The organism is Solibacillus isronensis, from assembly GCF_023715405.1.
In the GTDB taxonomy this organism is placed as follows: domain Bacteria; phylum Bacillota; class Bacilli; order Bacillales_A; family Planococcaceae; genus Solibacillus; species Solibacillus isronensis_B.
In genome coordinates this window covers 1,301,169-1,315,355 of record NZ_JAMBOC010000001.1, presented here as the reverse complement: position 1 = coordinate 1,315,355, position 14,187 = coordinate 1,301,169, and the positions used below count along the sequence as shown (strand labels likewise).

Here is a 14,187-nt window from a genome sequence, read left to right as displayed (position 1 = left end):
GGGGAGCATGTCAGCTCTCTTTCTTGTGAGCATTCGAAGGTGGCTGTTTTTTCGGTCGGATGTAGAGACCTAATTTCTTCCTCTCAGCCATTAATGATTTGTAGAGCGAAAGTATCATCAGCAAAATGATAAACGAGAATGGGAAGGCGACAATTATCGCGGCATTCTGCAGTGCGGTCAAACCACCGGAGAATAATAAACTTGCTGCAATCGCAGCCTGTAATATTCCCCAAATCAATTTTATTTTAAATGATGGGTTCATCGAGCCAAATGTTGTTTGCATCCCTAATACGAATGTAGCAGAATCGGCTGAAGTAATGAAGAATATCGCTACTAGTAAGAGCGCGATAATCGATAAAATAAAGCCTAGCGGCATCTGATCAAATACACCGAATAAAAGCTGCTCTGTCGGTAAATCAACAAGCCCTTTATCTTTTGTCAAATATGTTTCAATCGCCGTCGTACCAAACGTAGCAAACCAGAAAATACTAACAAGTGTTGGTGCTAAAATAACACCCATTAAAAATTCACGGATTGTTCGTCCTTTTGAAATACGCGCAATGAAAATGCCGACAAATGGAGACCAGGACATCCACCATGCCCAATAGAAAATCGTCCAGCTGTTAATCCAATCACGGCTGCCCGCATCACCCGGTTCCATACGTAAACTCATTTGTACGAAGTTTTGTAAATAACTGCCGAGTCCTGAAGTAAAGTCGTTCATAATGGCAACAGTAGGACCAATAAATAAAGTCAATATTAATAAGACAGCTGCCAAATAGAGGTTCCAATTACTTAACAGTTGAATTCCTTTATCAAGACCGGTTGAAGCGGAAATGATAAACAATACCGTAACGATAACAATGATGATTAATTGAACAGTAAAGTTGATTGGAAGGTCAAATAAATAGGAAAGACCGCCATTAATTTGCTGTGCACCTAAACCGAGTGTTGTGGCAACACCGATTACTGTAGCGAAGACCGCGATAATATCAATTATATATCCAATAGGACCCTTTGTTTTTTCACCGAAAAGAGGAAAAAGTGTGGAACTTATTAAACCGGGTGCCCCTTTACGGAAATTGGAGTAGGCGAGTGCCAATGCGACTACACCATAAATGGCCCAAGCGGAAATTCCCCAATGGAAGAACGTGTATCGAAATGAATCTTTCAATGCTTGCTGGGAACCTTCAGGAGCCTGTGGGGAACTAATAGCAAAATGTGATAATGGTTCCGCTGCCCCCCAGAACACTAAACCAATTCCCATTCCCGCACTAAATAGCATCGCAAACCATGATGCATTGCTGTAGTCCGGCCGGTCAGTCGGCTTACCAAGACGTATGGCTCCAACAGGACTCAATATAAGGAAAACACAAAACGCAATAATGATTGCAACGACTAATAAATAATACCAGCCAAAATTATAAGTAAGTAAATTTTGAATGTTCTTGGTGACATTTTCTAATGTCTGTGGAGCAATTATCCCGACTAGAACAGCCAGCATTACTAACGTAAACGAGCTCCAAAAAACAATGCCTACTTTTTTCATTTTATAACCCCCGTTCAATAACTGATGAATTCATTTCCGAATTTGAAAAATAAACACTTTTTTTCATTTATTAATTGTAAAAGTATAATAAGTAATTCAATTTTTACAATTTGCTCTGCTTTAAAATGTTTATACACAAATGAAGCCAATCTTTCTTTATTTTTCCCCCGTTTTTGCTCCTTAAACAAAAATGAATAACTCTTTTAAAAATATCCTATACTTGTCAAAAAAGGGGGGAGTCGTATTGACACAAACAATGGAAATAAAGCAGGAAATTAAACGACTTAATAAGCAATTCCTCCATTCATCGGACTTTGTTGCAAAAGAAATTAAGCTTGGTAAAGAAGAAAACGTCATTTTATGTTATTACTCATCACTTGTTAATAAAAAGGATGTCGAACAAAGCCTTATTAATCTGAAGCAGTTGAATCGTTCTTCCTCGCAAGCAGATCAGGAAAAGAACCAACATACTGACAAACCGAAACAAAGTGATACAGAAGATAACGAAATTGATAAAGATGATGCACAAAATAAAGAGATAAGTGGTACACAAATTAATAATGATTATGCTGCAAAAAAACAACTGGCTAAAGATGAATCGGTAATAATCACTACTGAAAAATATGATGAGCAAAAACTGGTTGATTATGTTTGTAACGGTGAAACGTTAATTATCCTATTGCAGTCAAACCAAATGATACGTTTGAACAATGCAGAATTTGCCCACAAAACACCTGAAGAGCCTGAAAATGAGCAAATTCTAAGAGGATCGCATGAAGGTTTTGTTGAAAATTTTGAAGTGAATATGCAACTGATTCGAAAACGTATAAAAAATAATAAGCTTGTTGTAAAACAAATCACTCTCGGAAATGAGACTAAAACAACGGTTTACTATATGTTTGTGGAAAATGTAGTTGACAACGAGGCGCTTAAAACGGTAGAAAACAGATTAAATGCGGTTGATGTCGATATGTTTTATAGCATCGGGCAGCTTAGTGACTATTTGGAAGATCAAGTATGGTCTCCGTTTCCACAACTTTTGAATACAGAACGCCCAGATCGTGTTGTAGCAAATATTTTGGAAGGCAAAATCGCCATAATGACCGATTTATCACCAAATGCTCTCATTGGGCCTGTAACATTTTTTTCTTTTTATCAAACACCGGATGATTTTAACGCACGCGTATTTGTCGGAACATTTTATCGGCTGATGCGACTATTCAGTGTCTTTTCCGCCATTTTTTTGCCGGCATTTTATATAGCCATTGTAAGCTTTCATTTTGAAATTTTGCCGCTTGAACTTGCAAATAAAGTGAAGACGGATATTAACCAGATTCCATACCGGCCGCTTATAGAAGCGATGATTATGGAAATAACGATTGAATTGATTCGTGAGGCGAGTGTTCGACTGCCGAAATCGATTGGACAGACAATCGGTATTGTTGGGGGGCTTGTAATTGGGGAGTCGATTGTGAGCGCGGGGCTTGTATCAAATTTAATGGTAATTGTCGTAGCATTTACAGCAATATCAAGCTTTGTAGTCCCATCTGTCGAACTCAACACAACTATTCGAATGCTTCGTTTCCCATTTATGTTTTTAGCATCACTTTTTGGTTTCTTTGGAATTGTAATCGGAACATTTTTATTAGTTGTTCATTTATTGAATTTAAGCTCTTTAAAGCATCCCTATTTTTCACCCATTATTCCTTTTGATCCAGTTGGAGTGAGAAAGATTTTTTTCCGAGGACCTTATTATGGAGCAAATAGGCAGGCAAAAGATTTTTCAATGAAAAAGGAAGATAAAGCATGAGTGTACAGTTGACAAAGGCTCAATTATTTCTTCTGATGTTCGTTATACAAACTGGCTTTGTCTATATATCCGTTCAACATCAAATTATCGAGTATGCACATCGGGATGCTACAATTCAATATTTAATAATAGCTGTTGTTTTTTTCCTGCAATTATTATTTTATGAACGAATGCATCAATACCTCTATTTAAATAGTTTTGTAAAAGCGATTTATCTGATTTATTGGACGATTTATATTACGGTTTTTGTCAGTTATATTACGTATGTATTAACGATATGGGTGTTTCCAAATACACCTACATTGGTTTTAATAACAATATTTTTATCTGTATGTCTTTATGCCAGTATCAGTAGACCTGAAACTGCCGTTAATATAGGTGTTGTACTAATTCCAATGCTTTTATTGTTTTTAATATTCATGTTTTTAACAGTGCCGAGTTTGAATGTGACCAATTTGCTTCCTCTTTTTTATGATCGGTCAAATACTTGGTTTAAAGGTTTTATTTATTGTACTTATGCATTTGGCGGTGCGGAAACGTATATAATTCTTCGAAAGTATTTGGCGAGTAATGGGAAAATTTCCAAAAAGGCAATTTCTATTTATTTCATTATCTTAACAAGCTTTTATTTATTATCGATATCTTTTACTTTAATGTATTTTTCACTAAATGAAATTACACTCATTCCTGAACCAATTTTGTATATATTACACTCTGTTGAAGTGACATTTGTAAAACGGCTGGATTTGTTTTTTGTATATATTTGGCTTTCTTGGTCATTGGTTACAATTGTCAATTATGTACTTGTGATGCGCCTCGTATATTTTGAGAAAAAAATAAAATCACCTAAAATAAAGCTATTTATTTTTTTTACTGTTGTTGCCATAACAGCCAATTTACTTATCCGTTTTTCAATAATTGATTTTTTTAAAGTTTACTTAGTTTATGGTACTATTCTTTTCACCTTTTTGTTGCCGATGATTATTATTCTTTTCAATAGAGTGAGGGGGCGAACTTTATCCGAATCGGAAAAATCATCTTAATAATAACACCACTTATACTAGCGGGATGCTGGGATGAGAGGCTTTATAAGAATTCATCCGTCGTATCGCTTACAGGTATAGAAGGTGAAATAGGAGAATTGACTGCTTATTATGCCTATCCGGAAGCTACAGCAACAGAAATGAAAACCATTGTTATTACCGGTGAGGGGGTTTCACCTCGTGATGTACGTCAGGATGCAGAGCTAAAAGTTGAGCAGACGATGGATTTATCTGTTTTATCAACAGTTCTTATATCAGAGGATACCGCAGAACATAATATTTATGAGTATTTGGATATTTATTTTCGGGATGCAAATAGTCCGATAACATCAAAAATGGCAATTATACAAGGGGATTTAAAACCGTTTTTTGAACTAAGCGAAAATAAGCAAAGTACCGCAGGAGAATTTTATGACCGTTTTATTACAAGTCTGGAAGATAACTCTTTTGTTATACCTTATACATTGCAAACCGCTTCTACTGTAATTTTCGAAGATGCTCAGGATTTGGCTTTGCCCTACTTGAAAATGGGTGAGGATAATCGTCCCAAAGCAGAAGGGGTTGCCTTATTTTCAGGTAAATCATTTACTGGCAAGACTTTAAACGCTGATGAAGGAGTATTATTAAGTATTTTAAATGACTCACTTGGTTTTTCAACGCGTATTGCTCATTTATATAAAGATAGTCCTTTAACTGTCCGGGTAAATAAATTAAAAAGAAAGCTTAATATAACAGAAAATAAAATTGTAATTGATTTGAAAATCGATTTTATACTTTCTGAATTCCCTCAGGATAATATAGATAATGCAAATATAAGAAAAGAGCTGGAAAAATTTCTTCAGGAAAAGATTGAGCAAGATTTGAACGAAGTCATTAAAAAATTGCAAGAAGCAAAGAGTGATGCCATAGGACTTGGTCGCAGTGTTCGAGCATTTCATCCGGAATGGTTTAAAAAAGATTGGAACGAGCGTTTTTCAGAATGGGATATTTCGGCTAAGCTAAAAGTAGAAATTGTGAAAACGGGTATATTGGAGTAACTGTAAACAACAAAAACACAGTTGAATATTTGAAAAGGAGTGTCATCGATGGAAAAAAATATGAACTACGGCAACGATTATAAATTTATTCCTGCTACATCTGTACAAAGTGGTGTGAGCCAGGAATTATTGCCAGACTTGTACGCACATACAATTCAAATCGCCAATATTGCTTTTTACAGTTGTCCAGGAAGTAACGACTTTGTCTTAATAGACGCGGGGATGCCGAAAAGTGCAGAAGAAATTATTTCTGTAGCGGAAAAAAGATTTGGCAAAAATGCAAAAGCAAAAGCAATTATTTTGACACATGGACATTTTGATCATGTAGGCGCAATTATTGAACTTGTTGAGCACTGGCAAGTACCGGTTTTCGCTCACAAATTAGAACTGCCGTATCTAACGGGCTTAGAAAATTATCCGGAGCCGGACTCTACTGTTGATAGTGGGTTAGTTGCTAAAATGTCACCGATGTTCCCGAATGAAGCGATCGACTTAGGGGAATCTGTCCAGGAACTTCCTCCAGATGGTACCGTACCTTTTATGGAAGGATTTAAGTGGATTCATACACCGGGACATACACCTGGACATGTTTCGTTATTTAGGGAGCGCGACGGAGCACTTATTGCAGGGGATGCATTTGTTACGGTCAAGCAGGAATCCTTATATAAAGTATTTACCCAGGAAAAAGAAGTGAATGGACCACCGAAGTATTTGACGCCGGACTGGGTCGCAGCTTTTGAATCAGTAAAAAAGCTGGCAGCGTTAAATCCTTCTGTAGCGGTTACAGGACATGGGGTGCCGATGAGCGGGCCGGAGCTAAGCAAGGGGCTGCGTAAACTTGTCGATGATTTTGATCAAATAGCATTGCCAAAGAATAAGAAATAAGATAGTTTAATACAAAAAAATCATCCGTTTACTCAGCTAATGAGCAAATGGATGATTTTTTAAAGTATATAGATAGTGGGGTTCAAATTAATTATTCAAATCATATAACCCAGGGCTATGTTCATTTGGCATGTCCGGCATTAATGGCACAGGGAAACCTACTGGGGGCGGTGTTACTTGATATTGTCCGCCATTTCGGCTTGGAGATTGTCCTTGGAGAATTTCACCTATTCTTGTCGGATCCAGACGGAAGTTAAATTGACAGTTATGGTAACCCATATCGACAAATTTCCGGCATTCCGGATATTTGTTGATATCATAATTCGGTACCGGGAATAGTTTGCCCCAATTTACACCTAATGTTTCGAGTGCTTTGGCAAAAGCGTTTTGATGTGCGTTATCACGAACAATCAAAAATGCGAGCGTTTCACGGAACGTTTGGTTTGAGCTCATTTCATAAATTCGAGTTTTTTGCAGTACTCCTGTAGATTCCAATACGAGGTTATTCAGTAAATCGGCGATGAGGTTGCCGTGTGAGTAAACCCATGATCCATTCCATGGATTTCCTGCTGCATCTACAGGCAATGATGCTTGTGCGCCCATAATGAAATGGTGGGGATTTGCATGGCGGACCGCTTCATCTAATGGGGATTGGTCCATTCCATTGTTACCCGGAGCTGATGACTCTCCGGAATCGTTCAATAGCTGATTGATTGTATTTTGAACAAGCTCGACGTGGGCAATTTCTTCTAAGAAAATACCGCGCAGCAAGTCTCTAAATTGAGTATCTTTTCCTCGGAAATTGGAACTTTGGAAGAAAAATTGCATCATTGTGCGCATTTCCCCATAATGTCCGCCTAAGATTTCCTGTAAAACGCGGGCAGCTGCCGGATCTGGTTTATCCGGTTTAATAATATTGATCAGTTCTTCTTTGTAGTAGTACATAGTTTCCCTCGCTTCTTTCATGGTATTTCATAAAGAATGCATTTTTCACATCCTTCTGAAAGTAGTATGTTCAATTCAAAGGAAGGCATGCCAATTTTTTTATAATTAAAGTTAGAAGGTACTAACTTTAAAGAATTAAATATTACGATTATATTTCATAGGACTACTTTTCGGGAAATAGGGTAGAAAAGTAACAGAGATGGTTGAGTATAACTAATCTTGTGGAACTTGCTATTTTGGAATTAGGAGGATGTAAATTGGAGAACAACAATAAAAAAGCCGAGCAATTGAAACAGTTTACTACGAAAGATGAAGGTCAGCCGCTAACAACGAATCATGGATTAAAGTTAACGAATGACGAGCATTCATTAACGATAGGTGAACGTGGCCCAACAATTATGGAGGACTTTCATTTTCGTGAAAAAATGACCCATTTTGACCATGAACGTATTCCGGAACGAGTAGTACATGCCCGAGGTTCGGGGGCGCATGGTGTATTTGAAAGTTATGGCGATGCATCAGATATAACGATGGCTCATTTTTTAGGAGAGAAAGGTCGCCAAACACCTGTCTTTGTTCGATTTTCAACAGTAGCAGGATCACGAGGTTCAGCAGAAACAGTTCGTGATGTACGAGGATTTGCGACGAAGTTCTATACAGAAGAAGGGAATTATGATTTAGTAGGAAATAATATACCCGTTTTCTTCATTCAAGATGCGATTAAATTCCCTGATTTCGTTCATGCGGTAAAACCGGAGCCGCATAATGAAATTCCTCAAGCGCAAAGTGCTCATGATACATTTTGGGACTTTGTTGTCAGTAATGAAGAGACTGCACATATGACCATGTGGCATTTGTCGGATCGTGCAATTCCAAAAAGCTATCGAACAATGGAAGGATTTGGAGTCAATACATTCCGCTTTGTCAATGCCAAAGGGGAAGCCCACTTCGTAAAATTCCATTGGAAACCTGTATTCGGCGCTCATTCTTTAGTATGGGATGAAGCTCAAAAAATTGCGGGGAAAGACCCGGATTTCCATCGCCGTGACCTTTACGATAATATTGAAGCCGGAAACTTTCCTGAATATGAACTTGCTGTTCAGCTAATTTCACAAGAAGATGAGTTCAAATTTGATTTCGATATTTTAGATCCGACGAAAATTTGGCCGGAAGAATTGATTCCTCTTCGCAAACTCGGAAAAATGACATTGAATCGAAATACTGATAACTTCTTCGCAGAAACAGAACAAATTGCTTTCCATGTAGGGCATGTTGTACCGGGAATCGATTTTTCAAACGATCCTTTATTACAAGGCCGTTTATTCTCTTATACAGATACACAACTGATTCGATTAGGCGGGCCAAACTTCCATGAATTGCCGATTAATCGTCCTGTATGCCCATTCCATAATAATCAGCGTGATGGGTATGGTCGAATGACGATCAATAAAGGACGTGTGGCATACGGGAAAAACAGTTTACAAAACAATACACCGCATGTAGTGACGCAAAAGGAAGGCGGCTATGCTCATTACCAGGAAAAAATCGAAGGACGAAAAGTACGAGCTCGAAGCTTATCGTTTGAAGACCATTATAGCCAAGCGCGTCAATTCTGGTTAAGCCAAACGGATGTGGAAAAACAGCATATTATAAATGCTTTCAGTTTTGAACTTGGGAAAGTAGAAACAATCGAAATCCGCAAAGCAGCAGTCGATATGTTTGCTCGTGTTGACCGTGCAATGGCTGAGCAAATTGCACAAAATATCGGGGTTACACCACCAGATGAATCAATCCAGCAAGTTGCGGATCAACAGCCATCTGATGCTGTGAGTATCTTAAAAAATCAGGTACCATTTTTAAAATCGAAAAAAGTCGGTATTATTGTTGATACAAGCAGCAATTTGGAAGAACTGATAACTCCTTTGGAAAACGAAGGCGTTACAGTTGAGTTGATCAGTGATAAACAAGGAAGAATTGGTGAGCGTGAAATTGATCACACGCTGGAAACGGCAGATCCTGTACTTTATGATGGTCTAATTGTTGCTGCAAATTTTGAAAGTGTCGTGCCTAAACGTAAAGTTCAACGATTTGCTGATGAAATTTTCAACCATTATAAAGCATTAGGGTATGCTTCAACTGAAATTTTAGATAAAGACTATGCAAATGCACCTGGTGTCGTAGCAGGTATTTCAGAATTTGTAGAAGCATTGAAAAAAGGTCGCCACTTTGACCGAACAAATGCAACGGGTTGATTATTCTTAGAAGATTTAAGAATTACAAAGACCCAAAAAACATTTTTCTCATTGAGAAAAATGTTTTTTTATTGAACTATGTTTCAATCTATACCTCTATTTTCCTACTCACTCTCTAAAAAATGAATATTTTGAATAATAAAATATCGTAATAAAAGTATGCTATAATATTAAAATTGTAATTAATTTTGTGTCGGAGGAGGGATAACTAGGGAGAAATTTGAAAAGGGCTATAATAATCGGAAAAGTCGAAATGGGGAACATGGCCTTAGTAATTATTTTAAGAAAATACATATTGATCGAAGGATTAAAAGGGGAGTTAGACGTGTGAAAAATATATTGAAAATTGCAAGCGCTTTTATTGGCGTGATCGTAGGCGCAGGATTCGCTTCAGGACAAGAAATACTGCAATACTTTACGAGCTTTGGAATACTCGGGATATTCGGAGCTATTTTATCAACGGTACTGTTTTCGGGTATTGGTATGCTTTTAGTATGGCTTGGCAGTTATACAAAAACGACATCTCATAAAGACGTTATTTACAGAATTAGCGGGCGATATCTTGGAACTGTAATCGATTTTATTCTTATTTTTACGTTGTTTGGTGTAGGTGTCGTGATGCTGGCTGGAGCCGGTTCGAACTTAAATCAACAGTTTGGTTTACCGGTCTTTGTAGGTACGACTCTTATGACAATACTCGTATTACTAACAGGTTTTTTGAAAGTAAATCGGGTTGTTGCCATTATAGGAAGCATTACGCCGATTCTCATTATTTTTGTTATATTTATTGCGATCTACAGTTTTCTAACGATGAGTGGAACTTTTACATCGTTAAACGATGTAGCGCAAGCAACACCGACTACTTTACCAAACTGGTTTATTTCCAGTATTAATTACGTTTCATTTAATATCGCGGTTGGAGCTTCAATGTCAATTGTAATGGGCGGAGCTGAAAAAAATCCAAAAACGGCAGCGATAGGCGGATTGGTTGGAGGACTTATTTTAGGAATTCTCATATTATTAATTCATTTAGCTATTTTCTCGAAAATCGAAGAAGTTGGCACGTTGGACATGCCGATGCTAGGAATTGTGAGTAATTTATCGCCGACACTAGGTATTATCATGTCATTAGTTATTTTCGGCATGATTTATAATACAGCGGTTGGAATGTTCTTTTCTTTTTCAGCACGTTTTGCGGAATCAGGAACACAGAAATTTAAAACTTTCTTTACGATTACAATGATTGTTGGTTATTTGGCAAGTTTTGTAGGCTTTACTGGTCTAGTGAGTTATTTCTATCCTCTGATTGGTTATTTGGGGATTATCCTCATCCTTGCTTTAGTGGCAGCACCCTTTATTATTAAGAAACAAGAAGCACGATAATTTTCTATCTATATATGCAAAAAGCTACCTTTTTCTGATAAAGAAAATTGGTAGCTTTTTGCTGTATTAAAAATTTGATTTTCATTTTAGTACCCACAGTTTTAACGGATTAAGTGTCATATATAATTGACTAAGTTAATTTATATGTTACAATATTAGGTGAAAGGTATTTTTTTCCTGACTTTATCATGACAGCAGTTTCAACAAAGTGACATCGATTTTAGGAAGGGAGGGTGTTGAATTGAAAGATATTCAAATACAAAACTGTGTAAAATTAAGAAGAACTGAATTGGGCAATTTAACACAAAGTGATTTAGCAAAGCAAATTGGTGTCACGAGACAAACGATGAATTTAATCGAAGCACAAAAGTATAATCCTACAATTAAAGTATGTTTGCTGATTGCGAATGCACTGGATACTTCTATTGAAAAATTGTTTTGGATGGAGGAAGAATCATGACAAAGTTATTCACCTATATCCCGGTTCTTTGCTGTATTATTGTTATTTTATTTATTGAAAGTTCATTATTGAAATGGATTCTGTTAGCGGGAATCGGTTGTTTAATGATATTTGCGAAGTATAAGCGAGGTAAATTAATGAACGACGAGCTCGAATTTGATGATCGCGTAAACGCAAATATTTCGAAATGGTCATTACGAAGCATGATTATGTTAAATACACTGCTCATACTGATATTAGTGATTGGAAGTAAAGGGGACATGAATTGGACGATAAATATAGAATTGATTTTGGTGTATTTGGTAGCTACACTTTGCATTCCATTCTATATTATTCCAGCAGTTATAAAAAACTTTTAGGGGGACTGGGAAATGGAGATGAATTTGGTTTTAATTGGCGTAGTATTTTTAGTGCTGGGTTATTTAGTCGGAGTTAAAAAATTAACATGGCTATTAGCGGGGTATAATGAAAAGCGAGTAAAAGATAAAAATAAATTGGCTCTACTTGTCGGTGGAACATTTGCTTTACTAGGCATAGGAATCGCCATAAGCGGATTTGCAGGCATACAACAAGCAGAAACGATTATGTATGTTACAGTGGGCATCATCTTACTTGAATTGGTATATGTTAATGTAAAAATGGTTGATTAAATTTTACCCGGCCCCTTTATTGTACTTAGGAAAGCCGGGTATTTTTATTTTTTCCGTATTTGATAATCAATATGTAAAAACTTCATACCAAACAGTTTCATCTCATGGGTTGCGGTAAGGGTTCCTTGTTGTTCTTTAATCACAAAGTACTCATGTAACGGCAATTTGAATACATAAGAGCCGATCGCCAAATACGTACCGGCATCGCCTTGTCCATCACTTGTTAAGTACAGTGCACAGTCTTTTACGGAAAGCTGCAATATACCGTGCATTGTAGAGAAGGGCAGGGGCAAAGCAATATTCATATAGGTATTGGAGGCATCATGATGCTTCGAATATATCGCGTTGAATACCGGGTCACCATTAATCGATCTTTGCCAGACGCGCGGCTTTTCTCGGCCGTCATTTTGCGGATCAACTTGCCAAATTTTTCCGTCCATCACAATCGATTTTGAAGAGAACGGTAAATTCAGCTGTCCCATTTTCCTGCTAATGAACTGATACACAAAAGCAAAAGGTTTAAACCAAGCAGCCCATTTAACAGACGCTTTTAATTCAAAGTTTGTAGTACGTTCATAAAACTCACTAACCAATTCAGGAATGTTCTCTTTATTAACATAAGATGCCATATCATCGACCAATCCACAAGCCGGTTTGTTTGTTGGAGAAAATCGCCCGCGAATTTTACTTATTGGAAATGTATAGTCACGATGTTTTGAAGGTGGCAGCAATAAGCTCCAAGCGATCAATACAGAAATACCAAACCCTAAACAATTTAAAAGACCATGGAAGTCTAGCATATCCGGAATATCAACAAGATTCGTTCCTGTTAAATTGCTGTATGCGTATAAAAGCGACCAAATAATTGTAAAGCATAATGTCAAAAATGCCAGTCGGATAAACAGACGCTGCACACGCGGCAATGGCCATTTCATAACAAAAAAGCTAATGCTGAAAATGGCGACTACATATAGGCTAACAAAAATGATTTCAACAATCCTTGAAAAGGTAATCCCGACAGCTACTAGCATTGGTCCTGCAGCGATTACGGCGCAGCAAAACTTGTAATAGCGGGTCATATGAAGACGCCCAATCAAACCGACTGTAATGCATAGCAGAAAGGCCGAGTAATGAAAATGAATAGCGGTCAGCCATGTAATAATCGGACTGAACCCTGTATTCAGCTGCAGATGAAATGCCAAAAACCAAAGTCCACCCATCACAATATATATTAGACCGATATCTATCATCATTTCAGCTGTATTGACAAAGCCTCTTCTCAAAAATCGTTTGACCCCATGGGAGGCAATAATAAGGGTACTTAGTAAGTAGGTAAGTACACAAAGCAGGATGAGGAAATCGTTTTGTGTGAAATATAGTATTGTAACTGCAAACTGACCAGTTGCAATAATGAATTTTTGCCAATTTTTCAGTAAAACTAACTGTTCCAGTATGACTGGAACAAAGATTAGTTGAGCTAGCGTCAAATAATAATGCATAGATGTTGGTGCGTTAAATAATAGAAGCCAAGCCATACTAACAAGGCCAATGATTGTTAAAGGTCTACTGAGCACAAGGCGTAAATTGACCAGCATACATCATCATCCTTCCAATAAGATCATTATAAATGGAGACATGAATCGTATACACATCGAGCACATCATCATACCCTTCCGTTACAACAACTCGGCCTGTCAGTTTCTTCGGCAAGCCAACTTCTTTTTGACCGATTACGGCACGCTGTTCTGCGGAGCGGATCATTAAGGAACCGTCCTTTGTAACATCCATTTTTAAATCGGAGTAGAATAATGCCGGATCCCCTAAATAATCTTTTACGATTTGCCGTTCCAAATCGACTGTCATCGTTGCATTGAATTTGCGCATTGCCAGTGGAAAATGGAAAGTGCGCTCCCAATAGACTTCGGCTTCCTTTTCATTGTTCATTCTTGCGGTATTCGTTATTGTAAAAGGAATTTCCTTGCCGTATTCGGGAAAAAGGAAATTTGTTTTCGTAAACAATTGATACATCGGTCGTAAAAAACGTGGTCCGGAATGAATAACTTGCATTGTTCCTTGTGCATGAAATGGTTTGCCTAATGGAAGGCGATATCTTTCCTGCAACTTTGGATGCAACCTGTTAAAATCATTGGCAAGCAATGTTTCGTAAATCATA

At 37.3% G+C, this 14,187-nt stretch carries 13 protein-coding genes; 9 read left to right on the top strand and 4 right to left on the bottom strand.

Going from position 1 to position 14,187, the window contains the following annotated elements:
- Positions 1–10 precede the first annotated feature (10 nt).
- A complete protein-coding gene (locus tag M3166_RS06750; RefSeq protein ID WP_251688578.1) occupies positions 11–1,549 on the bottom strand; it encodes a glycine betaine uptake BCCT transporter in 1,539 nt (512 codons plus the stop codon).
- A 244-nt stretch (positions 1,550–1,793) separates the two neighbouring features.
- Here M3166_RS06750 and M3166_RS06745 point away from each other — a divergent pair, with 244 nt between their 5' ends.
- The 4 genes from M3166_RS06745 to M3166_RS06730 are packed head-to-tail and all read left to right on the top strand — an operon-like array spanning position 1,794 to position 6,324.
- Positions 1,794–3,359, top strand: a complete 1,566-nt coding sequence (locus M3166_RS06745; protein WP_251688576.1) for a spore germination protein — start codon at positions 1,794–1,796, stop codon at positions 3,357–3,359.
- Entirely contained in the window at positions 3,356–4,402 is a 1,047-nt protein-coding gene (locus M3166_RS06740; RefSeq protein WP_251688574.1) for a GerAB/ArcD/ProY family transporter, read from the top strand. The genes M3166_RS06745 and M3166_RS06740 overlap by 4 nt, the downstream gene beginning before the upstream one ends.
- Positions 4,378–5,439, top strand: coding sequence for a Ger(x)C family spore germination protein (locus M3166_RS06735; protein WP_353056571.1), 1,062 nt, complete (start codon positions 4,378–4,380; stop codon positions 5,437–5,439). Before M3166_RS06740 ends, M3166_RS06735 begins: the two co-directional genes overlap by 25 nt.
- Before the next feature lie 48 nt (positions 5,440–5,487).
- Complete coding sequence (locus M3166_RS06730) at positions 5,488–6,324, top strand: MBL fold metallo-hydrolase (protein ID WP_251688572.1); 837 nt, start codon at positions 5,488–5,490, stop codon at positions 6,322–6,324.
- 87 nt (positions 6,325–6,411) lie between these two features.
- On the opposite strand, the gene M3166_RS06725 is transcribed toward M3166_RS06730, so the two are convergent.
- The gene (locus M3166_RS06725) at positions 6,412–7,269 is read right to left on the bottom strand and encodes a manganese catalase family protein (RefSeq protein ID WP_251688570.1); all 858 of its coding nucleotides are present in this window, start codon (positions 7,267–7,269) and stop codon (positions 6,412–6,414) included.
- Between the two features lie 257 nt (positions 7,270–7,526).
- Here M3166_RS06725 and M3166_RS06720 point away from each other — a divergent pair, with 257 nt between their 5' ends.
- The 5 genes from M3166_RS06720 to M3166_RS06700 all read left to right on the top strand — a co-directional run bounded on the left by M3166_RS06720 (position 7,527) and on the right by M3166_RS06700 (position 12,014).
- Positions 7,527–9,521, top strand: a complete 1,995-nt coding sequence (locus tag M3166_RS06720; RefSeq protein WP_251688568.1) for a catalase — start codon at positions 7,527–7,529, stop codon at positions 9,519–9,521.
- A gap of 327 nt (positions 9,522–9,848) precedes the next feature.
- Positions 9,849–10,904, top strand: a complete 1,056-nt coding sequence (locus M3166_RS06715) for a YkvI family membrane protein (RefSeq protein ID WP_251688566.1) — start codon at positions 9,849–9,851, stop codon at positions 10,902–10,904.
- Between the two features lie 241 nt (positions 10,905–11,145).
- A complete protein-coding gene (locus M3166_RS06710) occupies positions 11,146–11,364 on the top strand; it encodes a helix-turn-helix transcriptional regulator (RefSeq protein ID WP_251688564.1) in 219 nt (72 codons plus the stop codon).
- Complete coding sequence (locus M3166_RS06705) at positions 11,361–11,723, top strand: hypothetical protein (RefSeq protein ID WP_251688562.1); 363 nt, start codon at positions 11,361–11,363, stop codon at positions 11,721–11,723. The genes M3166_RS06710 and M3166_RS06705 overlap by 4 nt, the downstream gene beginning before the upstream one ends.
- 12 nt (positions 11,724–11,735) lie before the next feature.
- Positions 11,736–12,014: a DUF3784 domain-containing protein gene (locus M3166_RS06700; protein WP_251688560.1), complete on the top strand. Its 279-nt coding sequence runs from the start codon at positions 11,736–11,738 to the stop codon at positions 12,012–12,014.
- Between the two features lie 44 nt (positions 12,015–12,058).
- Here the strand turns inward: M3166_RS06700 and M3166_RS06695 are convergent, their stop codons facing one another.
- Both M3166_RS06695 and M3166_RS06690 read right to left on the bottom strand, forming a co-directional pair.
- Positions 12,059–13,609: a YndJ family protein gene (locus M3166_RS06695; RefSeq protein ID WP_251688558.1), complete on the bottom strand. Its 1,551-nt coding sequence runs from the start codon at positions 13,607–13,609 to the stop codon at positions 12,059–12,061.
- Positions 13,578–14,186 (bottom strand): DUF4166 domain-containing protein, encoded by a 609-nt coding sequence (locus M3166_RS06690; protein WP_251688556.1) that lies wholly within the window; start codon positions 14,184–14,186, stop codon positions 13,578–13,580. The genes M3166_RS06695 and M3166_RS06690 overlap by 32 nt, the downstream gene beginning before the upstream one ends.
- Position 14,187 lies beyond the last annotated feature (1 nt).

Coding starts and splice junctions, on each gene's coding strand:
- M3166_RS06750 (WP_251688578.1), bottom strand. CDS start 1,549: ATGAAAAAAGTAGGCATTGTTTTTTGGAGCTCGTTTACGTTAGTAATG.
- M3166_RS06740 (WP_251688574.1), top strand. CDS start 3,356: ATGAGTGTACAGTTGACAAAGGCTCAATTATTTCTTCTGATGTTCGTT.
- M3166_RS06730 (WP_251688572.1), top strand. CDS start 5,488: ATGGAAAAAAATATGAACTACGGCAACGATTATAAATTTATTCCTGCT.
- M3166_RS06725 (WP_251688570.1), bottom strand. CDS start 7,269: ATGTACTACTACAAAGAAGAACTGATCAATATTATTAAACCGGATAAA.
- M3166_RS06705 (WP_251688562.1), top strand. CDS start 11,361: ATGACAAAGTTATTCACCTATATCCCGGTTCTTTGCTGTATTATTGTT.
- M3166_RS06700 (WP_251688560.1), top strand. CDS start 11,736: ATGGAGATGAATTTGGTTTTAATTGGCGTAGTATTTTTAGTGCTGGGT.
- M3166_RS06695 (WP_251688558.1), bottom strand. CDS start 13,609: ATGCTGGTCAATTTACGCCTTGTGCTCAGTAGACCTTTAACAATCATT.
- M3166_RS06690 (WP_251688556.1), bottom strand. CDS start 14,186: ATGATTTACGAAACATTGCTTGCCAATGATTTTAACAGGTTGCATCCA.